Raw genomic sequence first — 24,191 nt, forward strand, 5'->3', positions numbered from 1 at the left:
TCGACCCGGAAGTCAGGGTCGCGGCGGAGGCGGCGCCCCACCGGTGGTATCGGTGAGCTGGATGGTCCAGCTCTTCTGCTCACCCGTATCGACCTCGAAGAAGCCGGCGCGGTCGTAGCCGCGCGCCAGGCAGTCCTCGATACCGCGGATCGTGAATTCCTTGTTGCGCACGCACATGACGGATTTTCCCGTCCATTCGCCGCCCTTGTCGTAGTCGACGGCATGCACGTAGTAGTAGCGCGCGGCCAGCGTGCCGCGCAGCAGCGTCTCGCAGCCGCGCGGGCTGATGTTCCACCAGCCTTCCGTCGTCCAGCCCTGCGCGTCGCGGTAGCCGATGGCAACGCCCACGCGGCTGGAGGTCGTGTTGCACATGCGCAGGTCCGCCTTGGCCGGCGACGCCCCCAGAAGCAGGAAGGCGCCGCAGATTGCAGCGAGGCAGGCGCCCGTTCGAGGATATCCCGGCATTCTCACGGTTCGATCAGGATCACGCGGCAGTCGTTGACATTGGTCAGGGTTGGTCCCGGCTGCAGCAAATCGCCGAGCGCTTCGAAGAAGCCGGTCGAATCGTTGTCGGCGAGGGATCTGGCGGGATCAAGGCCGATCGCCGCGGCGCGCGTCAAGGTCTGGGGATCGACGAGGGCGCCGGCCGGGTCGGTCGCCTCGCCGCCGCCGCCGTCGGTGCCGTCGGTATCGCCGGCAAGCGCGACGATGCCCGGCTCGCCCGCGAGCGCGATCGCGAGGGCCAGCGCGTATTCCTGGCTCGGCCCGCCGCGGCCGGAGCCACGAAGCGTCACGGTCAGCTCGCCGCCGGACAGGATGGCGGCCCGGCGGCCCTCCTGCTTCAGCCGCCTCGCCATCTCCGCGTGAGCCGCCGCGATCTCGCGCGCCTCGCCCTGGAGGTCAGGCCCGAGGTCGATCACCGCGTAGCCGGCTTCCTCGGCCGTCGCGCGGGCGGCGGCGAGCGCGTCCGCGGGGCGGGCGATGATCCGGTAGGTGCCGTGGGCAAAGGCGGGGTGGCCGGGCTTGGGGGTCTCGCTGGCATCGTCGTCGAGCAGGGCGCGAGCAGCCGGCGGCAGGTCCAGCCGATAGCGGGCGACGATCGCGCGGGCATCCGCCATGGTGCTCGGATCGGGCACGGTGGGGCCGGATGCGATCGCGGCCGGATCGTCGCCCGGCACATCCGATATCGCCAGCGTGACGAATGGCGCCGGAGCGGCGGCGAGCGCAAGCCGCCCCCCCTTGATCCGCGACAGCCGCTTGCGGACGATGTTCATCTCGCCGATCGGCGCGCCGGAGCGCAGCAGCGCCCTGGTCACGGCCTGCTTCTCGGCGAGCGTCAGCCGGCCGGCCGGCGCCACCCAGTTGGCCGACCCCCCGCCCGACAGGAGCACCAGGACGAGGTCATCCACCGTTGCGGAGGCCGCAAGCTCGAGCGCGCGAGCGGCGCTGGCGACGCTGCCCGCGTCGGGCACGGGGTGCCCGGCCGCAACCATCGGAATCTGCCGCGTGGGGGCGGTGTAGCCGTGCCGGGCCACCGCATGGCCGACGAGCCGGTCCGGTTCGAGGCCGCCGTCGAGATAATGCGCCTCGGCCAGCGCCGTCATGCTGCCGGCGGCCTTGCCGGCCGCGAGCAGGATCAACCGGCCGCGCCCAGGCGCGGCCGGCAGGTGCGGCAACAGGCAGCCGGCCGGATGAGCGCGCGCCACGGCCGCGTCGTAGACGGTCCGCGCCGTCGCGCGCAGCTTCTGGATTTCGTCGGTTGATCGCCGCACGCCGCGTCCCGCCCTTTTGCCGCAGCTTGAAACGCGGCCGTTTCGACCGAGTCTTAGGCCGTGAGCGGCTGCACGTCATCCATCTTTTGGCGATTTAATCATACTTTTTAGCAGCGCTGCGACATCGCAACTGTTGAGGATGGGCAGGCGGAGGACGATCCGGCTTGACGTCCGGCCCCCATCCGCGCGAACGCTGCCGGCCGCATTTTTCGGTTCCCGGAAGGATATGAAATGGACGATCCGGTTCAGGGCGATCAGCTCAAGAGCATCGTCGAGCGCATCGAACGGCTCGAGGAAGAGAAGAAGACGATCGCCGACGACATCAAGGAGGTCTACGCCGAGGCCAAGGGCAACGGCTACGACGTCAAGGTGCTGCGCAAGGTGGTGGCCCTGCGCAAGCGCGACCTCGACGAACGCAAGGAGGAGGAGGCAATCCTCGACCTCTATCTGCAGGCGGTCGGCGAGACGGCCTGAACGGCCGCCTCCCGCGTTTCACCATCCCGTCACGGCGCCGCCTGTTCCGGCGCCGCTGGCACCGGTGCCGTAGCAGCAGGCACGGTCTCGCTGCGTCTTGGCCACTGCATCGCGACCACAGCCACCGCCAGGGCCAACCCGAGCAGATCGGTCAGCAACCCCGGCTTGATCAGGCTGAAGGCCGCGCCCACCAGCATGATCCGTTCGATCAGCGTCGCGCGGGCGATCAGGAAGCCGTGCAGCCCCGCCGCCAGCAACAGCGCGCCCGAGGTCGCGGACACCGCGGTGACGATCACCTTGGGCCAGTCGCCGATCATCAGCAGCGCCGGCTCGTAGGCGAACATGAAGGGCACGATGAAGCCGGCCGCGCCGATCTTCACCGAGGCCCAGCCGGTTTCCCACAGATCCGATTTCGCGATGCCGGCGGCGGCATAGACCGCCAGCGCGACCGGCGGCGTGATCGCCGAGAGGATGGCGAAGTAGAGCGCGAACAGATGCGCCGCCGGCGGGATCACGCCGAGCTTGACCAATGCCGGTACCAGCAGCGCGGTCATGATGATGTAGGCCGGCGTCGTCGGCATCCCCATGCCGAGCAGGATGCCGGCGCACATCGTCAGCAGCAGCGCCAGGAAGAGTGCCTGATCGGCGAGATTGACCACGAGCTGGGTGAACACGATCCCGGCGCCGGTCAGGGAGATCGCTCCGATCACGATGCCGGCGCAGGCACAGGCCAGCGCCACGGCGATCGTCCCCTTCGCACCGTCGATCAGGGCGCCGATCAGGTTGGCGAAGGTGACGTTGCCGCGCGAGCTGGCCCGCAGTGCCGCGACCGGGAAGCAGGCCGCCGTGCCCGCGAGCGCGGCAAGCGGCGCGCTGTATCCGCTGTAGATGACCAGCAGGATCACCACCACGGGAATGAACAGGTGGCCCTGCTCGCGCAGCACCGCTCCCAGCCGCGGCAGCTCCGAGCGCGGCAGTCCGGCCAGGCCGAGCCGCCGCGCCTCGAAATGCACCGCGCCGAAGCAGGCGACGTAGAACAGCAGCGCCGGAAGCAGCGCCCAGATCGTCACCTGGGCATAGGAAACGCCGAGGAACTCGGCCATGACGAAGGCGGCGGCGCCCATGATCGGCGGCATGATCTGCCCGCCGGTCGAGGCCACGGATTCGACGCCTCCGGCGAAGGCCGGACGGAAGCCGGTGCGCTTCATCAGCGGGATGGTCATCGTTCCGGTGACCATGACGTTGGCGACGGCGCTGCCCGAGATGGTGCCGAACAGGCTCGACGAGATGACTGCGACCTTGCCGGGACCGCCTGCGCTGGCGCCGGCCACGCTGGTGGCGAAGTCCATGAACAGCCGCCCCGATCCCGTTCGCTCGACGAAGGCACCGAACAGCACGAAGATCATGACATAGCCGGCCGAGACCGAGAGCGGGATGCCGAAGATGCCTTCGGTGGTCATGAACAGCTGGTCGAGCAGGCGCATCGGTTCGACGCGCGCGATGAAGATCGCATAGACCAGCGCGACCGCCGCCGTGATCGGCAATGCGAGCCCGATGACGCGCCGCGTCGCCTCGAGCACGACCACGATCAGGAGGCAGCCGAAGACGATGTCCGGCGTCGTCAGATCGTCCACGTAATAGATGCGGTTGACCAGGTAGTCGTAGTTCAGGAACAGGTAGAGGATCGGCGCGGCGCCCAGGACCGCCCAGGCATAGTCGAGCCAGCCGGGCTTCTGCCCCTCCCCCTTCGGACCGCAGAAGATCAGGAATGTCAGGGCCAGAGCGAAGAGCAGATGCGTTCCGCGGAACAGCACGGCCTCCGGTGGTCCGGCCAGAATGACCCATATGTGATAGAGCGACATGGCAATCGCGAGACAGGCGATCAGCCAGGCGCTGACGGACATCGATTTCAGGCGCTGCACCGGCGGCCTCCCGCTAGAGGAAACGCCCGGACCACCAGCCCGCACCCGGCGGGGCGCATGGCAATCCAGGCTCGATCAGGACCGAAGGCGCGCCGGATCGCTCCGGCGCGCCGGTTGGTACGATCTCAGTGGCTGGCGACGGTGATGCCCTTCTCCTTGTAGAAGCGTGCCGCTCCCGGGTGGAACGGCACTCCGATATCCTCCGCCATGACCTGCGGCGTGAGGCCGGCTACCGCCTTGCTCGTCGCGGTCAGGGCCGGGACGTTGTCGGCGATCGCCTTTGTCATGGCATAGACCTGGTCGGCCGGAAGCTTGCAGGAGGCGACGATGTGGGTGGCATAACCGATCACCTTCACGTCCTTGTCCTGCTTGGGATAGGTCCCCTTCGGCACGGTGACCAGCGTATAGCCGGGGTTGAGCTTCTTCATCCCGGCGAGATCGTCGGAGAGGTCGAGCAGCCGGACGTCCCGGGCCGAGGCGAGGTCCATCACCGCGCCCGAGGGGATCGCCGTCCCGAGCGAGAAGGCCTGGGCCTGTCCGTCCTGCATCTGCTGCACCGAGTCGGTGTAGGAGACGAAGGAGACCTTGACGTCGCTGTAGCTCAGCCCGTTGACCTTCAGCAGCTGGCCGGTGATCAGCTCGCCGGTGTTGCCACGCGGCTGGGTGGTGATGGCCTTGCCCTTCAGATCCTTGGCCGACTTGATGTCGGAATCCGCCGGGACCAGCATCTGGAAATATTGCGGGTAGAGCGTGGCGACGTTGCAGATGTCGGTCTGCTTCTTCGGGAAGGGCGGGTTTCCGGCCAGTCCGTCGACGGTCGAGATCGAGTTGCCGAAGCCGATCTCGGCCTTGCCGGCGTCGATGGCGCGGACATTGGCGATGCCGGCTCCGGGCAGCGACTGGATCTTGATCCCCGGAACGGCCTTCTCCCACATGTCCTTGAGCTGTCCCCCCAGCGGGACCCAGACGCCGCCTTGCGGGCCGGTCATCAGGCGCAGTTCCTGCGCGCCGGCCGCGGCGGGCAGCAGCAGCGCGCCGGCGAGCAGGGCATAGCGAAGCTTGTCTTTGGTGATCATGCGGCTCGTCTCCTCCAGGATTCGGGACGGCGCCGTGTCGTTGGTTGCACGGCGCTCGCGAAAGCGGCCCGGGGCCGATGGCACCCGCAGCCGGACGCGCCTAAGCTACCGGTCAAACCCTGCGTTGCAAGACGATAGTTTTCGCACGATGCCGGACCGGGGCCGGTCGAGCGGACGAGGCGCACGAAAAAAGCCCCGCGCGGACCGGCCGCGCGGGGCTCCATTGCCGGTGGCTGGCCTCAGGCGACGGCGGCCAGTTCTGCATTGGCGTTGCGGATCGCCTCCTCGCGCGCCTCGGGGCCGAAGCCGAGCTTCTCGGCCCGGATGAACGTGACGTCCGTGATGCCGACGAAGCTCAGGAGCGTGCGCAGATGCGGCTCCTGCGAATCCATGACCTGCGCCGGGCCGCTGCTGTAGAGCCCGCCGCGGCTCTCGACCACGATGGCGCGCTTGCCCTTGAGCAGGCCCTCCGGGCCGGTCTCGCTGTAGCGGAAGGTCAGCCCGGCCCTCAGCACGTAGTCGAACCAGCTCTTCAGCGTCGTCGGGATGCCGAAATTGTACATCGGCGCGCCGATCACCAGGGTATCGGCCGCCTTCAGCTCCTCGATCAGCGCCGCCGAGAGCGCCAGCGCGTCGCGCTGCGCCGGGCTGTTGGCTTCGCCGCCGCGCAGCGCGGCCGTGGTCTCGGTGGTGAGATGCGGGATCGGATCGGCGTTCAGGTCGCGCTCGACGATATGGACCCCCGGATTCTGGCGGCGCAGATGGTCGACGGTGGTCTGAACCAGCTGCCGCGAGATGGAGGCGGGGCCGGAGGTGCTGCTGTTGAGGACGAGGGCTGTGGCCATGACGGTGTTTCCAATGGGAACGATTTCGATGGCCAGGAAGATAGTGGTTCACGAATTGCACCAGAACACGCATAATCCGAACCACACTGTTGCACCCTAAGGAACACTCGCATGGCCGAGCTGGACGAGATCCGCAGTTTCATCGCGGTCGCCGAGACCGGCGGCTTCGGCCGCGCGGCTCAGATCCTCGGCCTGTCGAAATCCATCGTCAGCCGCCGCGTCAGCCGCCTTGAGGAAGAGCTGGGCGCGCGCCTGCTCAGCCGCACCACCCGCGGCGTCAGCCCGACCGAGGCCGGCATCGAGTTCCGGGCGCGCAGCGAGCGCATCCTGGCCGATCTCGAGGAAGCGCGCGAGGCGGTGGCGCAACAGGCCGGCGGCGTGGCCGGTCGCCTGCGCATCGCGATGCCGCTGACCTTCGGCAACCGCCATGTCGCGCCGCTGCTGCGCGAGTTGGCCCTCGCCCATCCGCGGCTCGAGCTCGACGTGCACGCCAGCGACCAGTTCGTCGACCTGATCGGCGAGCGCTTCGACGCCGCCATCCGCATCGGAACCTTGAAGGATTCGAGCCTGATCGCCAGGCGCATCGCGCCGGTGCATGCTTCGGTGCTCGGCAGCCCGGCCTATTTCGCGCGCAAGGGCCGCCCCGCCACGCCGCATGATCTCGCCGCGCATGACTGCCTGATCTACACCGGCACCGCCGAGCAGGAGTGGACCTTCCGCTCGGGGAAGCGCTGGATCGCACTGCGGCCGCCGGGCCGCTTGCGCTCCGACAGCGGCGAGACCCTGATGGAATGGGCCGCCGCCGGGCTGGGTCTCGTCGTCCTGCCCAATTTCGTCGCCTCCGAGGCGATCCGCTCCGGCGCGCTGGAACACGTCCTGCTCGACTATCCGATGCCGACGCGCGGCCTCTATGTCGTGCGCCCGCCGGGAGCCTTCGTGCCCGGCAAGGTGCGCGTGCTGATCGACCTGCTCGTGGCGCGCTTCGGCGGCACGCCCTATTGGGATCCCTGCCAGATCGCCATGCAGGAGCGCGGGATTTCCCTGGAGGAACCCTGGCGCGGCCAGCCCGAGGACGAAACCGGAGCGCGGGAGCATCAACCGGCGTGATCCGCGCCATCACGCGATTTCGCGTGGCTTTCCCGGCGCCATCCGGCAGGCTCCCGCCATCGCTGAAAGGATCGCCGGATGCTGCTGGTCGGAATGCTGGATAGTCCCTATGTGCGCCGTGCCGCGATCACCGGCACGCTGCTGGAGGTTCCCTTCGAACACCGCTCGGTCTCGGTCTTCCGCCACATGGACGAGTTCCGCGCGATCAACCCGCTGATCAAGGCGCCGAGCCTCGTCACAGACGACGGGACCGTCATCAGCGAATCTCTTCTCATCATCCAGCATTTCGAGGATGTGGCCGGCCGGTCGCTCCGGCCGCTCGAACCGGTCGCGCGCCGGCGCGACCTGTCGCTGACCGGCATCGGCATCGTCGCCGCCGACAAGGCGGTCGCGATCGAATATGAGCGCAAGCGGCCCGAGGCCCAGCGCTACGCGCCGTGGCAGGAGCGCATCGTCGAGCAACTCCACACCGCGCTCGGCCTGCTCGATGCCGCTGCCGCGGACGGCGGGCTTACGGCCGGGCCGGAACTCCTGCCGAGCGATATCGCGGCGGCCGTCGCCTGGGGCTTCTGCCGCTTCGTCATCCCCGCCTTCGTTCCAGAGGACCGCTGGCCCGCCCTCGCAGCCCAGGCACAGGCCTGCGAAGCGCTCGACGTCTTCAAGGCCTGGCCGATCGACCGGGAATGAGCGCCGACGATCGGCGATCCACTCAGTTCTGCACGTAGTTGGTCGGCAAGGGGCGCACTGCCGGGCCGGTGAAGGCGCCGGGGCGCGCATCGACGGGGTCCGCGTGGCTGAAGCCGAGGGCCGCCGCCGGGCTTGGCCCGGCGATGGGGGCGGCCGAGGGCCCTGCCGGCCGGGTCCGCGCCGTCGCCACCGTCACCGGCTTGCCGGAGCGCACAGGACGCGCAACCGTGGCGAACAGGGCTTCGAGACCGGACCGGTCCATGGTCGCCGCCTCGTCGGGGTCGGCAGCTACCGGCACCGAGCGCTGCGTCGCGGTGGCGTAGCTGGCGCCACCTTCGCGTGGCCTGACCGGCGGCAGGCTGGCGGTGACCAGCACGCCTTCGCCGGCCTGGCTCGCGGCGTTTGCGTCGCCCGCCGGCCGCAGGGCGGCCAGCGCGGCATCGGCAAGCGCGGTCGGCCGGATCGGCGGGAGCGGCGCGCTGGTGGGCAAACCGGCGACGACCACATCTTCCGGAGCCGCCATGGCGTCGGGGCGGCGCGGCGGCAGCGAGGCGAGGATCAGCTTCTGCTCTGTCCCGGAGCCGCTCGGGGCGAAGGCAAGCGGCCCGGCCGCCCCCGGCAGCGCCGCGATCTGCACGGTGCCCTCGTCGCCCGGCTGGCTCAATCCCCGCGGCCGGGCCAGCGGCAACGGCGCATCGATCAGTTGCGGGCGGCTTTCAGCCGGCGCCGATGGCGCGGCAGCGGCGGCGACGGGCGCCGGGGAAGCCGCTGGCGGTGGCGCCGCGGCCGGCTGCGGCGCGAGACGCTCCGAGCGCTCGCGCGTGATGGCCTGGACGGCGGGGTTCGGCGCCACGGCGACGGCGAAGCGGCCGCCATCGCTGGCGTTGCCGTCGAGATAGCCGGAATTGGCATAGGCCATGACCGCCGGTTGCTGACGTGGCGCACCGCGCCGACCGCGGGCGACGGGCCGGGCATCGGCCTCCTCGTCGTCGCCGCCAAACAGCGATGCCCACAGGCTCTTGCGGCCCGAGGAGGCGACCGCGCCCTCGTCCGCATCGGCCACCGCATAGCCGGCGACCGCACCGCCGCCCGACAGGATCTCGGCCTTGGCCAGCTCGTAGCCCGCCAGGGGGCGGCCATCAGCGGGGATGTGCACGGTCTTCTGATCGGGGAACAGCCGCACGAGCTGGTCGCGCGTCATGCGCGGCCAGGAGCGGACCGATCCGACATCGAGATGGACGAAGGGCGTGTGCGCGTTTGGATAGAAGCCGACGCCGCCACGCTGCAGACGCATCCCGATCTCGCGGATTCGCGCCGTGGGCACGTCGGGCAGGTAGAAGTCCATCGCCTTGCCGAGCATGTGCTGGCTGTGCTTGGCGACGGCGCGCGAGCGACGGCGCAGCATGGCGTTGGTGTTGGGCGAGCGATAGGCGGACACGACGTGGAAGGGCTGCTCGGAGCCGAGCTGGCGCTGCACCTCCCAGACGACATCGAACAGGCGCGGGTCCATGCGGATCGGCTCGTCGGTGCGCCAATCCCGCAGGGCCCAGTTCAGCTTCTCGAGAGCGGCGGGAACATAGCGGCCATCCTGCTTGAAGGTGACCGTCGTCTCCTCCTTCGTATGCATGTGCATGATGGTTATGGTGCGCGTATCGCCGTTGGCGACGGCGTTCTGCGTGCCACGGATGCCGAGCAGGAACGTGGCCACCGCGAGGCCGAGCAACGCGGCGCGGCGGCGGGCGGTCTTCGAGCCGAGACGCAGCCAACCCGGAATCGTGGCGTTTATCCTGCCCAATCTGCCTGACCCGTCTCGGTGCCCCCGCCGAAGCGGCGCGTTAAACGTGAACGAACAGTTGCGGAGAAGCGTTAACGACCCGTTAGCAAGCCGCAAAACGCCGCGCCAGGAAATTCTGGATATGGCTGGCTAAGGACGAATCATGGCAAAAAGGCGCCGACATTGCGACGGCGCCTTAATTCGGTGCGATTGCGGCCCGATCCGGCAGCCCGCTGGCCGGTGCTCAGCCCTGTTGCTCCAGCGCCTGCCGGACCAGCCTGTGGAAGCCGTAGACGTCGTCGAAACGGGTGATATGACCGTCCGCCCCCACCACGATGGTGTTGTAGACGAGGTGGATCGGCAGCGGCTCCGGCAGGTTGATGCGCCGCTCGCCCTTGCCGATCAGCTTCTTCAGGCGCTCGCTCGTCCATTCCGGCCCGAGGACCTGGTCGGCCAGGGCGAACGGATTGTCGACGCGGACGCAGCCGTGGCTGAAGGCACGCTTGGCCGCGGCGAAGAGCCGGCGGTTCGGCGTGTCGTGCAGATAGACCGCATGCTCGTTCGGGAACATGAACTTGATCCAGCCCAGCGCGTTGCGCTCGCCGGGCGGCTGGCGCACCGAGATGCCGTGCTTGGTGCGGGTGACGATGTAGCCGCGCTTGGCCGCATAGTCGGGGTCGGCCGCCAGCCCGGGCAGGAATTCCTTCTTCAGGATCGAGGGCGGCACATACCAGGACGGATTGACGATGACGTGGTCCATCTTGTGCGAGAAGATCGGCGTTGCCGAATCCGGCTTGCCGATGATCGCACGGGCCTCGTGGATCACCTGGCCGTCGCGGATCACGCGCACGCGCATCTCCGGCACGTTGACCATGATGTGCTTGGCGCCGAGATCCGGCGGCAGCCAGCGCCAGCGCTCCATCTGGGCGATGATGTCCTCTTCACCTTGGGCGGTCGCCGGCTTGCCCAGCGCGGCGATGGTGCGGGGGCTGAGGATGCCGTTGGCCGGCAGGCCGGCCTTCTTCTGGAAATCCGCGAGGGCGAGCGACGTCGACCGGTCGAACACCGAATCGTCGCTGGGTCCGAGCCCAAGCCGCGCCCGCACGAGCGGCACGCGCTCGTCGCGCATGCCGAGCTTGAGCGTCGGCCCGGCCGGAATCCGCACCAACGGCGTATCGTCGAGATGCTCGCGCAGTTCGGCGAGCTTGGCCTTGAGGCGGCGATACTGCTCGTGCGGCGGGTTGTAGGCGGCGAGCACCGCGCCCGCATCCGGCGCGCCGGCGAGCTCGGAGAGCACCTCGGTCGCCGAGGGCAGGTAGAGCGTCGGCGTGATCAGCTTGGAGAGCCGCCGCGGATCGAGCCGGCCGCCGCGGGCATCGCGAGCATAGAGCACGGCGAGCGCCGAGAGGCGGACATCCGCAGCGGCGAGCTGGGCCTTGTCGCTGAGCTCGAACACCGGGAGGGCGTAGTCGGTCGGGCGCAGGCCGTCATCGGCAGCGTGCTCGAGCTGCGCGACGATGCGCTTGCCGGCCGCGGTCCAGCCCTTGCCGTCGATCCAGAACGGACGGTTCTCGTTCGCCTGGTAGGCGGCGATGATCTCGCCGCGCTCGCGCTCGCCGAGCCGGCGGACGGCAACCGCCTCCGCGGCCTGTGCCGCGATGTCGGCGGCGAATTCGAGGCCGGGCGGGAGGTCGATCACCAGCTTCGGCATCTCGGGCGCCGGCACCAGCGATTGGATCGCCTGCAGCGGCCCGGGCGCGGCCTGGATCGTCGCCGAAGCCGGCACGACCGGCTCCGGTGCCGGTTGCGCCGGGGTGGCCTGGACGGGCGCGGCGGGCGCAGGGGTCGGCTCGGCCGGCTTGGAGGCGGGAATGAGCGCGGGATCGAGCGCCGGCATCTCGACCGGCGGAACGTCGAGCGCGACCGGCTCCTCCTCGACGGGCGCCGTCGCGTCCACCGAGGCCGCGCCACGCAGCCTGGCGCCGCTCGCGACGGTCCCCGTCACCATCGCGCGGTCGCGCGTTTCCGCGGCCGGCTTCTCGCTGTCGAGCAGCTTGAGCTGCGGGGTCTCCGGCAGCGGCACACCGGTCGTGGGATCGGTGGCGGGAGGGCCTTCGGCCAGGACCGGGGCGCAGCTCAGCATGATGGCCAGGGCGGATGCCGAGGTCAGATTCGCCCAATGGCGACGAGGCATAGTCGCGTTCCCGATAAATGCCGGATCACGCCCATTCCTGCGTGACTCGGCTGGCTTCGACAAGATGCGGCGGCGCAACAGGCCGTCGCTTTCGTTCGTCGCGGCTCAGGCCGCGTCGGTTTCCTCGGAATGCCCCTCGCTCTCGATCAACCCGTAATCCTTGAGCTTCCGGTAGAGCGTGGAGCGGCCGATGCCGAGCTTGCGCGAGACCTCGGACATGTGCCCGCGGTAATGCGTCAATGCGAAGGTGATGATCTCGCGTTCGAGCTCGTCGAGCCGGCGCATGTCGGAGCCGGAGACCAGTTCGAGCGAGTTCGGATCGCGCACCGGCATGTGGATGATGCGCGGCGGCGCCTCGGCACGGGCCTCGGCCGGGCCGAACTGGGCAGGAGCCGCCGGGATGCGGACGTCGTAGCCTTCCATCTGGGCGGCCACCTGCGGGAACTCGGCGACGCCGAGCTCCGGCCCGTCGGCCAGCACCACGGCGCGGAACATGGCGTTCTCGAGCTGGCGGACATTGCCCGGCCAGTCATAGCTCGTGATCAGCCGGACAGCCTCGTCGCCGATGCCGTCCAGCTTCTTCCCCTCCTCGGCGGCGAAGCGGGCGAGGAAGCCGCGGGCGAGATCGGGGATATCCTCGCGGCGCTGGCGCAGCGGCGGCAGCGTGATCGGGAAGACGTTGAGGCGATAGTAGAGGTCTTCGCGGAACGCGCCGGCCTTGACCTGGTCGAGCAGGCTCTTGTTGGTGGCGGAGATGACGCGGATGTCGACGCGCACGGACTTCTTGCCGCCGACGGGGTCGACCTCGCTTTCCTGGATGGCGCGCAGCAGCTTGACTTGCGCATCGAGCGGCAGTTCGCCGACCTCGTCGAGGAACAGCGTGCCGCCATTGGCCTCGACGAACTTGCCGAGATGGCGCTCCGTAGCGCCGGTGAAGGCGCCCTTCTCATGGCCGAACAGGATCGATTCGACCAGATTATGCGGGATCGCGCCGCAGTTGACCGTGACGAAGGGCTTGCCCTTGCGGTCGCTGGAGCCCTGGATGGCGCGCGCCAGCACCTCCTTGCCCACGCCGGATTCGCCTTCGATCAGGATCGGTATGTTCGACTTCGCGGCCCGCTCGGCCAGGCGCACGACGCGCGCCATGTCCGGGCTCTTGGTGGCGAGGTCGCGGAAGCCCAGCGTGTTCGAGGCCCGGCGCTTGATATGGCGCAACTCATGCTCGAGGGCGCCGAGCTTGAGCGCGTTCTTGAGCGAGACCTGCAGGCGTTCGGCCCCGACCGGCTTGACCACGAAGTCGACGGCACCGGCGCGCATCGCCGCAACCACGGTCTCGATCGAGCCGTTGGCGGTCTGCACGATCACGGGCTTGCCGATCTCGCGCTCGCGCAGCGCGGCGAGGACACCCATGCCGTCGAGGCCGGGCATGTTGAGGTCGAGCACGATGGCATCGATCGCATCGCCGTCGGCGCCGCTCATCAGCGTGACTGCAGCCTGGCCGTCCTCCACCACCGCGACGTCGTAGCCGGAGCGCTTCAGCATCGCCTCGAGCAGGCGGCGCTGTACGGGATCGTCATCGACGACGAGGACGCTGGCGGTCATGACACCTCGAAAGACGGCGCATTCGGAAAGAAAATCTTGGCCCCGGCGGAATCGCCTGTTCCGTTCTGGAGCATCGTCGGCCAGAAGGGTTAAGCGGGGTTTAAGCCCGCCGCTTTCGCAGATCAGCCACCGGCGCGATTGATCGATGCGCCGGCGCTCCTTAAGTGGAAGCGGCCCCTGCGGCGATGAGGCGGAGAAAGCATGCTGTTCCCAACGATGCGAGTCCAGATTGTCCATGGCCCTGCGGCGCCCGGCGGCGCGGCAACCGACAAGGCCCTCGGCGACCTGCCGGAATGGAACCTGGACGATCTCTATCCCGGCATCGAATCGGCTCCGCTGCGAAGCGACCTCGAGCGCGCCTTCGCCGACGCCCAGGCCCTGGCCGAGCGGTATCGCGGCCAGCTCGCGGAGCTGGCCGCCCGGCCCGACGGCAGCGCCCTGCTGGGCGGCGCGGTCAAGGCTTATGAGGAGCTGAGCGATCTGCTAGGGCGGATCGGCGCCTATGCGGGGCTGATCTATTCCGGAGACACCACCGACCCGCAGCGCGCCAAGTTCTACGGCGACACGCAGGACAAGCTGAACGCCGCCATCACGGAGCTGCTGTTCTTCGAGCTCGAGCTCAACCGGATCGAGCCCGAACTGCTGGCCAAGGTCGCGAGCCAGCCGCCGCTCTCGCACTGGAAGCCGTGGCTCGACGATCTCTCGAAGGACAAGCCGCACCAGCTCGACGATCGGGTGGAGGCGTTGTTCCACGAGAAGTCGATGACCGGCGCTGCGGCCTGGAACCGCCTTTTCGACGAGACCATCGCCTCGCTACGCTTCGACGTCGACGGCGAGGAGCTGACGCTGGAGCGAACCCTCAACAAGCTTCAGGACGCGGATGGCGAGGCGCGCCGCAAGGCGGCGGAGGCGCTGAGCAAGGTCTTCCGCAAGGAGCTGCGCACCTTCGCGCTGATCACCAACACGCTCGCCAAGGACAAGGAAATCTCCGACCGCTGGCGCAAGTTCGACGATGTCGCGGATTCGCGCCATCTGGCGAATCGGGTCGAGCGTGAGGTGGTGGACGCGCTCGTTTCCGCGGTGCGCGAGGCCTATCCGCGTCTGTCACACCGCTATTATCGCCTCAAGGCCAGGTGGTTCGGGCGCGACTCGCTCGACTTCTGGGACCGCAACGCGCCGCTGCCGGAGGTCGAGCAGCGAACCATTCCCTGGAACGAGGCGCGCGACACCGTGCTCTCGGCCTATGGCGCCTTCTCGCCCAGGATGGCGGAGATCGCCAAGCGCTTCTTCGACGATCGCTGGATCGATGCGCCGCCGCGCCCCGGCAAGGCACCGGGCGCCTTCGCGCATCCCACCGTGCCCTCCGCGCACCCCTATGTGCTGCTGAACTACCAGGGCAAGCCGCGCGACGTGATGACGCTGGCACATGAGCTCGGCCATGGCGTCCACCAGGTCCTGGCCGCCCCGAACGGGGCGCTGATGGCGCCGACGCCGCTGACCTTGGCCGAAACGGCGAGCGTCTTCGGCGAGATGCTGACCTTCCGCCGCCTGCTCGACGGCACGACCGATCCGAAGCAGCGCAAGGCGATGCTGGCGGCGAAGGTCGAGGACATGATCAACACGGTCGTGCGCCAGATCGCCTTCTACTCGTTCGAACGCAAGGTTCACGAGGCCCGCCGCCAGGGCGAGCTCACCCCCGAGGCGCTGTGCGATCTGTGGATGAGCGTTCAGGCCGAGAGCCTGGGGCCGGCGATCCGGCTGTCGAGCGGCTACGAGCCGTTCTGGTGCTACATCCCGCACTTCATCCATTCGCCCTTCTACGTCTATGCCTACGCCTTCGGCGACTGCCTGGTGAATTCCCTCTACGGCGTCTACCAGCATGCCGCCGACGGCTTCCAGGACCGGTACTTCGCCCTGCTCGCGGCCGGCGGCAGCAAGCCCTATGGCGAGCTGCTGAAGCCCTTCGGCCTCGATGCCAGGGATCCCGGCTTCTGGCAGATCGGCCTGAAGATGATCGAGGGGATGATCGTCGAGCTGGAAGGGATGGAGTGAGGCGTACCCGCCCTTCTCTCCTTGCGCGAGAAGGGAAGGACGTTGCGGTTTCTCAGAACTGCACCCGCAAGCCCACCTGCGAGACATTGGCGGTGTAGTCGGCGCCTGGCGCCGTCGAATTCAGCCGCTCATGGGTGAAGCTCGCGCGGATCGCGAAGGTGCGGGTCAGCTTGTATTCCAGCCGCGCGCCGACGTTCATGTAGTCCTCGCGCAGGCCCTGGCCGTCATATTCGGTGCGGCTGAAATTGGTGAAGCCGGTGACGATGAGGTTGCGGCGCAGCGCATGCGCGACCTCCAGCGTCGCGCGCCGGACCGTGGTTCCGGATGAGCCGGCGATGGTGGTGTCGCCGAGTTCGGCGGTGCCGCGCAAGGTCACCGTGGTCAGCGGTGTCGGCGACCACAGGATCGAGGCGTCGCCGACGAAGCCGCGCAGATCCTTGAGCCGCGTATCCTCGTAGCGGCGGTTCTGGTAGCCGCCCGAGATTTCGCCCGTCAGTTGCCGGCTGATCTCGAAGGTCGAGCCGAGCTTGGCGGTGACGCCATCGGAAGAACGCATATAGCCGCCGCTGTCGATCTTTTCGTCGAAGTCGCGTCGGTCGATCTCCGCCTGGACGAAAGGCTTGATCCCGGGCGTGATCTCATAGGCCGCGCGCAGGCGCAGGCCGTAATCCACCATGTTCCGGTCCTTCTGGGACAGGACGGCGCCGTTGCTCAGCCTGGCGTCCTCGTAGTCGCTGCGGTCGACCGACCCTCGCAGGGTCAGTTGCAGCCGGTTGAAGTCATGGGTGACTCCGGCCGAACCGCCATACTGCCAGACCTGCGGACGACCCTGGACATTCGCGGTGAGGTCGGGCGAGCCGGGACGCTGGGTGTCGAGATTCAGCCGCGATTCGAGCAGGATGCGCGTGTCGCGCGTGGCGTCGAGCCGCAGGTCGAGATTGCCCTGGGCGTCGGGGCGGGAGGCTTCGTGGTTTCGGAAGAAATTGCTGTAGCCGCCGCGCAGCCGTCCGGTCAGCTCATGCGCGTTCCAGTCGGACTGGACGGCGAGCTCGCCTTCATAGCGGCTGAAGGCCGAGCCCTTGGCACCGAGCGTCGCGCTGCGCTGCGGATTCGTGTCGAAACCGAGGGAGGTCGTGATCGCCGGCTTCAGCGTCACGGAGCCGACGCGCAATCCCAGAGGCTCCCACGGGTCCTCGGCATTGGCCGCACGGCGGCGTGGCGGAGGCGGCGCGGCCGGTGGCGGGGGAGGCATCGTCGCGACGGTCGGTGGCGGCGGACGGAACTGGCGCTGCGTGACGCCGCGCAGCGCCGGAGCCTGGACCGGGTCGCTCGCCCGGGGCGGCTGGCGCGACGAGATGGCGGAGGCCTGCCCCTGCACGAGGGCCGCCGGGTCCCGGATCGCGAGCGGATCGGCCGAGGCCGGAGCGAGAGCGGGATCGGGCGGCGGCGGAGTCTGGGCGATGTAGTTCGGCGTCCCGGTCCGCAGGCCGCTGCGAGGCTGCTGCGCCTGCGCCGGCAGGCAGGCGAGCAGCGCCCCCGCCAGCGCGGAGCCGGTCATCAGCAGGATCTTCGCGCGGCCGGACACGGGCTTCGCTGACTCCAGGCGGCAACAGGACCTGCGCCCTCGGGAGGCGCATGGTTAATGGAGTTAGAACGGACAGGGTTAAGGAGGCGTCAACAGCCGGGCGAACCTCGGTCTCCGCGGTGGAACTCGCGCGCGGCTCCGTGCTAGAGCGCCGTCATGACCGACGACATCCGCGCCTCGGCGCTTCGCACCATCGCCACCGAACGAGCCGGCCTCGACACGCTTCATGGCGCGCTGGCCGATGGGCTCGGGCAGCCATTCGCCGCGGCGGTCGCGATGATCCTCGGCGCGAGCGGCCGCGTCGTCGTCTCCGGCATGGGCAAGTCCGGCCATGTCGGGCGCAAGCTCGCGGCGACGCTGGCCTCGACCGGCACGCCCGCGCATTTCGTCCACCCGGCCGAGGCCAGCCACGGCGATCTCGGCATGGTCAGGCCCGAGGACGTGGTGATCGCGCTGTCCTGGTCGGGCGAGACGGCCGAGCTTGCCGCCCTCGTCGGCTACACCCGCCGCTTCCGGGTCGGGCTGATCGCCTTCACCGCCAATGCCGAGAGCACGCTCGGCAAGGAGGCGGATATCGCGCTGATCCTGCCCCGGGCGATCGAGGCCTGCCCGAACGGACTCGCGCCCACGACCTCGACGACGATGCAGATCGCGCTCGGCGATGCGCTGGCTGTCGCGCTGCTGGAAGCGCGCGGCTTCTCGCGCCAGGATTTCTTCGTCTACCATCCCGGCGGCAAGCTCGGCGCGCAGCTCAAGACCGTCGAGAGCATCATGCATCGCGGCGCCGAGCTGCCGCTCATCGGTCTCGACAGCCTGCTGCCGGATGTCGTTGCGATGATCTCGGCCAAGGGCTTCGGCTGCGCGGTCGTGATGGATCTCGACGGCAAGCTCGCCGGTGTCGTCACCGATGGCGATCTGCGCCGCAAGGCGACGATGGGCGGCGGCGCCTCCCTCAGGGCGCGCGACATCATGACGGGCAATCCGCGCCGCGTCGGGCTCGACACGCTCGCCGTCGAGGCACTGGAGCTGGTCAATCGCAGCCGGATCACGGCGCTGATCGTGGTCGATGCCGCGGAACGGCCGGTCGGGCTCGTCCATGTCCACGATCTGCTGGCGATGGGCGTCGCCTGATCGGGCTTGCATCAGGCATCCAAGAGCCTATCTGAATCTCTAGTTTCTAGAGCTTTGGAGGCTGCGATGACGGTGGCAAGCGGGCTTGAGCGCGTCATGCCGATCGGGGCACTGGCGGAGCGGACCGGCGTCAAGGTCGAGACCATCCGCTATTACGAGCAGGTAGGGCTGTTGCCGCCGCCGGAGCGCTCCGAAGGCAACCAGCGCCGCTATGGCCGGCGCCATGCCGAGCGGCTCGCCTTCATCAAGCATGCGCGCGATCTCGGCTTCGCCGTCGACAGCATCCGCACGCTCCTCAGGCTCTCGGACACCCCTGGCATCGCCTGTGACGAGGCGCACGCGATCTCCGTCTCGCATCTCGAGGACGTGCGCGGCAAGATCGCGAAGCTGCGCTCGCTGGAGAAGGAGCTGGAGCGCATTGCAGCCACCTGCTCGGGCGGCGTCGCGGCCTGCGACTGCGCCATCATCGAGGCCTTGTCCGACCACGGCCAGTGCGATCATGCCCGGCATTGAGGCACGGTCGAAGCGGAAAGAGCGGATTGCCTCTCGTTTCCGCGCTGGAAAGGCTTAGATTGGGTGGGCGCTGGACGGCTTGGGGCCGTCCTGCCTCGGATTGGCAAGAGGGCGGGCTATGCCGGTATTGCAGGTGTCGGTGGGGCTCCGGCTTCGCAACGGGAACAAACCCCGATTCTGGTCGAGTCAGCGATTCGGCCTCGCTTCGTTCCAGAGTCGTTCTCACCCGACTCGGTCCTGATCCCAGCTCACGCACCCGTCCGGACGGCTCGCCTTCGCGCAGGGCCCGTGCCGCCCGGACGGACGATATGATCGGCCCTACGCTTTGCAGCTCTTTCGTTCGTTGCCTCCCGCCGCCCGCGCCAACAGCGTCACTGCGGTGCTTGGCCCCACCAATACCGGCAAGACCCACCTCGCCATCGAACGCATGGTCGCCCATCCCACCGGGATGATCGGCCTGCCGCTGCGCCTGCTTGCGCGAGAGGTCTATCAACGCGTGGTCGACAAGGTCGGGCCGCAGGCCGTGGCGCTCGTCACCGGCGAGGAGAAGATCAAGCCGGAGCGCCCGCGCTTCTGGGTCTGCACGGTGGAGGCGATGCCGCGCGATCTGGCGGTCGATTTCGTCGCCATCGACGAGATTCAGCTCGCGGCCGATCTCGATCGCGGCCACGTCTTCACCGACCGGCTGCTCAACCGGCGCGGTCGGGCCGAGACGATGCTGATCGGCGCGGCGACCATGCGCCCGCTGATCGAGCAGCTCATGCCGGGGGTGAACGTCGTCACCCGCCCGCGCCTCTCGCAGCTCACCTTCGCCGGCGACCGCAAGATCACCCGCCTGCCGCCGCGCTCCGCCATCGTCGCCTTCTCGGTCGAGGAGGTCTATGCCATCGCCGAACTGATCCGTCGGCAGAAGGGCGGCGCCGCCGTCGTGCTCGGCGCGCTCTCGCCCCGGACCCGCAACGCCCAGGTCGAGATCTACCAGTCCGGCGATGTCGATTATCTCGTCGCGACCGATGCGATCGGCATGGGGCTCAATCTCGACGTCGACCACATCGCCTTCGCGGCGGACAAGAAGTTCGACGGGCACCACTACCGCAAGCTCAATCCGGCCGAGTTCGGACAGATCGCCGGCCGGGCCGGGCGGCATCTGCGCGACGGCACCTTCGGCACCAGCGGGCGCTGCCCGCCCTTCGATGCGGAACTGGTCGAGGCGATCGAGAATCACCGTTTCGAGCCGATCCGCCAGATGCAGTGGCGCAATTCCGATCTGGATCTGCGCTCGATCGCGGGCCTGCTCGACACGCTGAATCGCCAGCCCTCCGAGCTGGGGCTGACGCGGGCGCTGATCGCCGAGGATATGACGACGCTGGAAGTGCTGGCTCGCGACCCGGACGTTGCAGCGCTGGCGCAGGGGCGCGCGGCCGTGGAGCGGCTCTGGGAGGTCTGCGGCCTGCCCGATTATCGCAAGATCTCGCCGATGCAGCACGCCGAGCTGGCGACGACGCTCTATCTGCGGCTGATGCGCCATGACCGGCTCGACGGCGACTGGTATGCGAGGCAGCTCGCCTCGCTCGATCGCACCGATGGCGAGATCGACACCCTCTCGGCCCGGATCGCGCAGGTCCGGACCTGGACCTATGTCGCCAATCGTCCGGACTGGTTGCCCGATCCTGAGCATTGGCAGGGCATGGCGCGTCTTGTAGAGGACAAGCTGTCGGACGCTCTGCATGAGCGCCTGGCCCACCGATTTGTCGATCGGCGCACCAGCGTGCTGATGCGCCGTTTGCGGGAGAATGCGATGTTGGAGGCTGAGGTCACCGCGACGGGCGACGTGCTCGTCGAGGGCCAGCATGTGGGGATGCTGCAGGGCTTCCGCTTCACGGCGGACCCGAAGGCGGGCGGGTCGGAGGTGAAGGCCCTCAACCTGGCGGCGATGAAGGCGCTCGGCGCCGAGATCGAATCGCGGGCGGCGCGCGTGGTGCTGGCGGCGGACGATGCCTTCATTCTTGCGCATGACGGGCTGGTGCGCTGGACCGGCGAGCCGGTGGCCCGTCTCGTCGCCGGCGAGAAGGTGCTGGAGCCGCGGCTTCGGCTGCTTGTCGAAGAGCACCTGACCGGCGCCGCGCGCGAGCAGGTCGAGGCGCGCCTCACTCTCTGGCTGAAGAATCACATCACGCGCCTTTTGGGCGCCATCCAGATCCTGGAAGCAGCCGAGAGCGCGACGGGAATCGCCCGCGGCATCGCCTATCAGGCGGCCGAGGCGCTCGGCGTGCTGGAGCGCGCCAAGGTCGGCGAGGAGATGAAGGCGCTCGACCAGGAGGGCCGTGCCGCGCTGCGCCAGCTCGGCATCCGCTTCGGCGCCTTCCATATCTACATGCCGGCCCTGCTGAAGCCGGCACCGCGTGCGCTCGCCGCACAGCTCTGGGCACTGAAGCATGGCGGGCCGGAGACGGCCGGGCTGGACGACATCGCTCATCTCGCCGCCTCGGGCCGCACTTCCTTCCCCGTCGACAAGGCCGTGCCGAAGGGGCTCTACCGGGCCGCCGGCTATCGCGTCTGCGGCGAGCGGGCGGTGCGCGTCGACATCCTCGAGCGCCTTGCCGACCTGATCCGCCCGGCCATCGCCTATCGCCCCGGTGTCACGCAAGGGGTGCCGCCCGCCGGCGCTGCCGACCAGGATGGCTTCGTCGCCACCGGCGCGATGACCTCGCTCGTCGGTTGCGCCGGCGACGACTTCGCCTCGATCCTGCGCTCGCTCGGCTATGTCTCGGTCAAGCGCCCGGGCCCCGCGATCACAGTGCCGCTGGCGCCGCCCCCGGCCGCGACCGAACCGGCCAAGCCCGTCGGCACGCAGGCGGAGCCGGCGGCCGCTGAAACTGCGGCCGTGGAGACGGCCGGCGAAGCCGTGGCCCATGAGGAGACTCAGGCCGAGACGCCTGCGGAACCGCCTGCTGCAGACGCGCTGAACGAAGGCGCTTTGCCGGAGGGCGAGGCGCCGGCCGTGCCGGCCGCTGCCGTCGAGACGGCCGATACCCCGATCCTGACGGAAGCCGAGCTCGAGCCGGCACGCGAGCCGGTGCCGGCCGACGCGCTGTCTGCCCTGCCGGCTGCGGAAGCCGAGAACGTCGAGACAGCGGCTGCGGAGGCACCAACGGCCGAGGCTGCACCGGCGGAGCCGGAGCTGATCGAGGTCTGGCGGCCGCATCGGCATCAGGGTGGACGCCGGCCCGAGCATGGCCAGCGCGGACGCCATGACGGCCAGCGCCGCGAGGGCGAGCGCCGCGGCGACCGTCCTCAGCGCGAGGGCCGCCCGGGCGGCCCGCGCCGCGATGCGCGGCCGGAGAATCGACCGGCCACCGCCACCGGAGAGGCAACCGCGACGCAACGCCAGGAACGCCCGCGCCGTGACGAACGCCCGCGGCACGAGGACCAGACCCGGCAGGGCAGGCCCGAGGGCGGCCGCGGCGCGCGGCCCGAGTTCAAGCGCGACGGCCGCCCCGGCGGGCCGCGCCGCGAGGAGCGGGGTGCCGAGCGCTTCCCGCAGCCGCAGCGCCAGCGCCCGGCCAATCGCGAGCCTGACCCCGATTCGCCCTTCGCCAAGCTGGCTGCGCTCAAGGCGCAGCTCGAGGGCAGCAAGAGCTAGGCTCCGGAGGGAGGCGCGGACCGCTTGCAGGAGCATCGTCAACGCCTCGACAAATGGCTTTGCTTCGCGCGCTTCGCCCGCACCCGGCCCGCCGCCGTGCGCCTGGTGGAGGACGGACATGTCCGGGTCGCAGGGCGGCGCGCCGGCAATCCGGCCCAGGGGCTCAAGCTCGGCGATGTCCTCACGCTCGCACTGCCCCACGCCACCGTCGTGGTCCGGGTGGTCGCCTTTGCCGAGCGCCGCGGCCCCTTCGCGACGGCTCGCCTGCTCTATGAAAGGCTGGACGACGGCGGTGACGATCCGTCGCTTGCCGCCGACGCGGACCACGACTAAACCCGGCTGCTCCAGCCTCCCGAGTCGGTATGCGACCCGGCGGCGAAGGAATTTCCCCGATCGGACGCCGGAGGAGCAGGGTCTTCTGCCAAAGCCGGTGAGAACGACCTTGAAACCTGCGCGCGTCAGAGGTTTATGAGGTTGCTTGGAAGCATTGGAAGGGCCGGCCCATGACCTATGTGGTCACCGAGAACTGCATCAAGTGCAAGTATATGGACTGCGTCGAGGTCTGCCCGGTCGACTGCTTCTACGAAGGCGAGAACATGCTCGTCATCCATCCCGATGAATGCATCGACTGCGGCGTCTGCGAGCCTGAATGCCCTGCCGAGGCGATCAAGCCCGACACCGAGCCTGGGCTTGAGAGTTGGCTCCAGCTCAACACGAAGTTCGCAGGCAGCTGGCCCAACATCACGCAGAAGAAGGAGCCGCCGGCGGACGCCAAGGCGTTCGACGGAGTCCCCGACAAGCTCGCCATGCTTTCGCCGGAACCCGGCGAGGGCGATTGAGCCGATCATCCCGCCGCAGCGCCGGGTCGACCGGAACCGGACTGACGTCCGGCGGCGGACGGCTGTCTGCGCTGACCTTTGATTCGGCGTGTTTTTTGTGCTATACGCAAGCTCAGTCGAATTCGTTCCGCATGCCCCTGCGAGGTTCCCACAAAACGGGGCATCCCCAGAGATGACGATCAGCATGAGACCCGGCGGCCAGTCGCCGGGGTGACCGTTGTTCGCGTTCGCGGGCGAGATGAACCAATCGACTGAGGGAGCGTGAAGCGCCGCGTCGTCGCGTCGCGTCAGGCAGTGTCTCCGGCCATCCGGACGGGGACGTATCATCGCGTGCCCGCCACGGCGGGCCGGTCAGGAGTCGTAACGGCATGTCCACTGTGAAGAAAGCTGCTGCGCGCCAGGGTTTCAAGACGGGCGAATACGTCGTCTATCCATCCCACGGCGTCGGCCAGATCACGGCGATCGAGGAGCAGGAAGTCGCCGGCTTCAAGCTCGAGCTGTTCGTGGTCAGCTTTTCCAAGGACAAGATGACGCTGCGCGTCCCCACCGCCAAGGCCGCCAGCGTCGGCCTGCGCAAGCTCGCCGATGCCGAGGCCGTCGCCAAGGCGTTGACGACGCTCACCGGCCGTGCGCGCATCAAGCGCACCATGTGGTCGCGCCGCGCGCAGGAATACGAGGCGAAGATCAATTCGGGCGATCTCGTCGCGATCGCCGAGGTGGTGCGCGACCTCTACCGCTCGGAGGCTCAGCCCGAGCAGTCCTATTCCGAGCGTCAGCTCTATGAAGCTGCGCTCGACCGCATGGTCCGCGAGATCGCCGTCGTCGACGACGTCACCGAAATCGAGGCCCTCAAGAAGATCGAAGGGCAGCTCGCCAAGTCGCCGCGCCGCACCGGCAAGGCCGAGGCGGCCGAGGCCGAGCTCGAGGGCGACAACGACGACCTGCAGGAAGAGGCGGCCTGAGCCGCTTCACCGG

General features: G+C 69.0%; 19 protein-coding genes. 10 read left to right on the plus strand and 9 right to left on the minus strand.

Going from position 1 to position 24,191, the window contains the following annotated elements; genetic code table 11:
* Positions 1 to 12 precede the first annotated feature (12 nt).
* Both BGO20_RS21860 and BGO20_RS21865 read right to left on the minus strand, forming a co-directional pair.
* Complete coding sequence (locus BGO20_RS21860; RefSeq protein ID WP_291659580.1) at positions 13 to 465, minus strand: DUF1036 domain-containing protein; 453 nt, start codon at positions 463 to 465, stop codon at positions 13 to 15.
* Positions 466 to 467: 2 nt separating this feature from the next.
* Positions 468 to 1,772: a glycerate kinase type-2 family protein gene (locus BGO20_RS21865; RefSeq protein ID WP_291659582.1), complete on the minus strand. Its 1,305-nt coding sequence runs from the start codon at positions 1,770 to 1,772 to the stop codon at positions 468 to 470.
* A 231-nt stretch (positions 1,773 to 2,003) separates the two neighbouring features.
* Between BGO20_RS21865 and BGO20_RS21870 the strand changes: the two genes are divergently transcribed.
* Positions 2,004 to 2,246 carry a DUF2312 domain-containing protein gene (locus tag BGO20_RS21870; RefSeq protein WP_047574439.1) on the plus strand — a complete coding sequence of 81 codons (243 nt, stop codon included), beginning with the start codon at positions 2,004 to 2,006 and terminating at the stop codon, positions 2,244 to 2,246.
* 29 nt (positions 2,247 to 2,275) lie between these two features.
* Here BGO20_RS21870 and BGO20_RS21875 read toward each other — a convergent pair whose 3' ends face one another.
* The 3 genes from BGO20_RS21875 to BGO20_RS21885 form a co-directional block, all read right to left on the minus strand.
* A complete protein-coding gene (locus tag BGO20_RS21875; RefSeq protein ID WP_291659583.1) occupies positions 2,276 to 4,168 on the minus strand; it encodes a TRAP transporter permease in 1,893 nt (630 codons plus the stop codon).
* A 125-nt stretch (positions 4,169 to 4,293) separates the two neighbouring features.
* Entirely contained in the window at positions 4,294 to 5,244 is a 951-nt protein-coding gene (locus tag BGO20_RS21880) for a TAXI family TRAP transporter solute-binding subunit (protein WP_291659584.1), read from the minus strand.
* Between the two features lie 239 nt (positions 5,245 to 5,483).
* Positions 5,484 to 6,089, minus strand: a complete 606-nt coding sequence (locus tag BGO20_RS21885; RefSeq protein ID WP_291659585.1) for an FMN-dependent NADH-azoreductase — start codon at positions 6,087 to 6,089, stop codon at positions 5,484 to 5,486.
* 111 nt (positions 6,090 to 6,200) lie between these two features.
* Here BGO20_RS21885 and BGO20_RS21890 point away from each other — a divergent pair, with 111 nt between their 5' ends.
* Entirely contained in the window at positions 6,201 to 7,196 is a 996-nt protein-coding gene (locus tag BGO20_RS21890) for a LysR family transcriptional regulator (protein ID WP_291659586.1), read from the plus strand.
* A 78-nt stretch (positions 7,197 to 7,274) separates the two neighbouring features.
* Positions 7,275 to 7,883, plus strand: coding sequence for a glutathione S-transferase (locus BGO20_RS21895; protein WP_291659587.1), 609 nt, complete (start codon positions 7,275 to 7,277; stop codon positions 7,881 to 7,883).
* Positions 7,884 to 7,905: 22 nt separating this feature from the next.
* Here the strand turns inward: BGO20_RS21895 and BGO20_RS21900 are convergent, their stop codons facing one another.
* From BGO20_RS21900 to BGO20_RS21910, 3 genes are all read right to left on the minus strand, one after another.
* Positions 7,906 to 9,678, minus strand: a complete 1,773-nt coding sequence (locus BGO20_RS21900) for a peptidoglycan L,D-endopeptidase MepK (RefSeq protein WP_291659588.1) — start codon at positions 9,676 to 9,678, stop codon at positions 7,906 to 7,908.
* 223 nt (positions 9,679 to 9,901) lie between these two features.
* On the minus strand, positions 9,902 to 11,851 hold the full coding sequence (locus tag BGO20_RS21905; protein ID WP_291659589.1) for a L,D-transpeptidase family protein: 1,950 nt from the start codon (positions 11,849 to 11,851) through the stop codon (positions 9,902 to 9,904).
* Positions 11,852 to 11,956: 105 nt separating this feature from the next.
* Positions 11,957 to 13,453: a sigma-54-dependent transcriptional regulator gene (locus tag BGO20_RS21910; RefSeq protein ID WP_291659590.1), complete on the minus strand. Its 1,497-nt coding sequence runs from the start codon at positions 13,451 to 13,453 to the stop codon at positions 11,957 to 11,959.
* Between the two features lie 216 nt (positions 13,454 to 13,669).
* Between BGO20_RS21910 and BGO20_RS21915 the strand changes: the two genes are divergently transcribed.
* A complete protein-coding gene (locus BGO20_RS21915) occupies positions 13,670 to 15,505 on the plus strand; it encodes a M3 family oligoendopeptidase (RefSeq protein ID WP_291659952.1) in 1,836 nt (611 codons plus the stop codon).
* Between the two features lie 52 nt (positions 15,506 to 15,557).
* Here BGO20_RS21915 and BGO20_RS21920 read toward each other — a convergent pair whose 3' ends face one another.
* Complete coding sequence (locus tag BGO20_RS21920) at positions 15,558 to 17,090, minus strand: outer membrane beta-barrel protein (protein ID WP_291659591.1); 1,533 nt, start codon at positions 17,088 to 17,090, stop codon at positions 15,558 to 15,560.
* A gap of 156 nt (positions 17,091 to 17,246) precedes the next feature.
* Between BGO20_RS21920 and BGO20_RS21925 the strand changes: the two genes are divergently transcribed.
* The 6 genes from BGO20_RS21925 (at position 17,247) to BGO20_RS21950 (ending at position 24,178) form a co-directional block, all read left to right on the plus strand.
* Positions 17,247 to 18,221, plus strand: coding sequence for a KpsF/GutQ family sugar-phosphate isomerase (locus BGO20_RS21925; RefSeq protein WP_291659593.1), 975 nt, complete (start codon positions 17,247 to 17,249; stop codon positions 18,219 to 18,221).
* A 66-nt stretch (positions 18,222 to 18,287) separates the two neighbouring features.
* On the plus strand, positions 18,288 to 18,734 hold the full coding sequence (locus BGO20_RS21930; RefSeq protein WP_291659595.1) for a MerR family transcriptional regulator: 447 nt from the start codon (positions 18,288 to 18,290) through the stop codon (positions 18,732 to 18,734).
* A gap of 325 nt (positions 18,735 to 19,059) precedes the next feature.
* Positions 19,060 to 22,377 carry a helicase-related protein gene (locus tag BGO20_RS21935; protein ID WP_465246064.1) on the plus strand — a complete coding sequence of 1,106 codons (3,318 nt, stop codon included), beginning with the start codon at positions 19,060 to 19,062 and terminating at the stop codon, positions 22,375 to 22,377.
* 24 nt (positions 22,378 to 22,401) lie between these two features.
* Positions 22,402 to 22,710, plus strand: a complete 309-nt coding sequence (locus BGO20_RS21940) for an RNA-binding S4 domain-containing protein (RefSeq protein ID WP_291659596.1) — start codon at positions 22,402 to 22,404, stop codon at positions 22,708 to 22,710.
* A 170-nt stretch (positions 22,711 to 22,880) separates the two neighbouring features.
* Entirely contained in the window at positions 22,881 to 23,216 is a 336-nt protein-coding gene (gene fdxA, locus BGO20_RS21945; protein WP_291659597.1) for a ferredoxin FdxA, read from the plus strand.
* 368 nt (positions 23,217 to 23,584) lie between these two features.
* Complete coding sequence (locus tag BGO20_RS21950) at positions 23,585 to 24,178, plus strand: CarD family transcriptional regulator (protein ID WP_291659598.1); 594 nt, start codon at positions 23,585 to 23,587, stop codon at positions 24,176 to 24,178.
* Positions 24,179 to 24,191 lie beyond the last annotated feature (13 nt).

Origin of the sequence: Allobosea sp. 67-29, from assembly GCF_001898115.1 — a bacterium.
Lineage (GTDB): Bacteria > Pseudomonadota > Alphaproteobacteria > Rhizobiales > Beijerinckiaceae > Allobosea.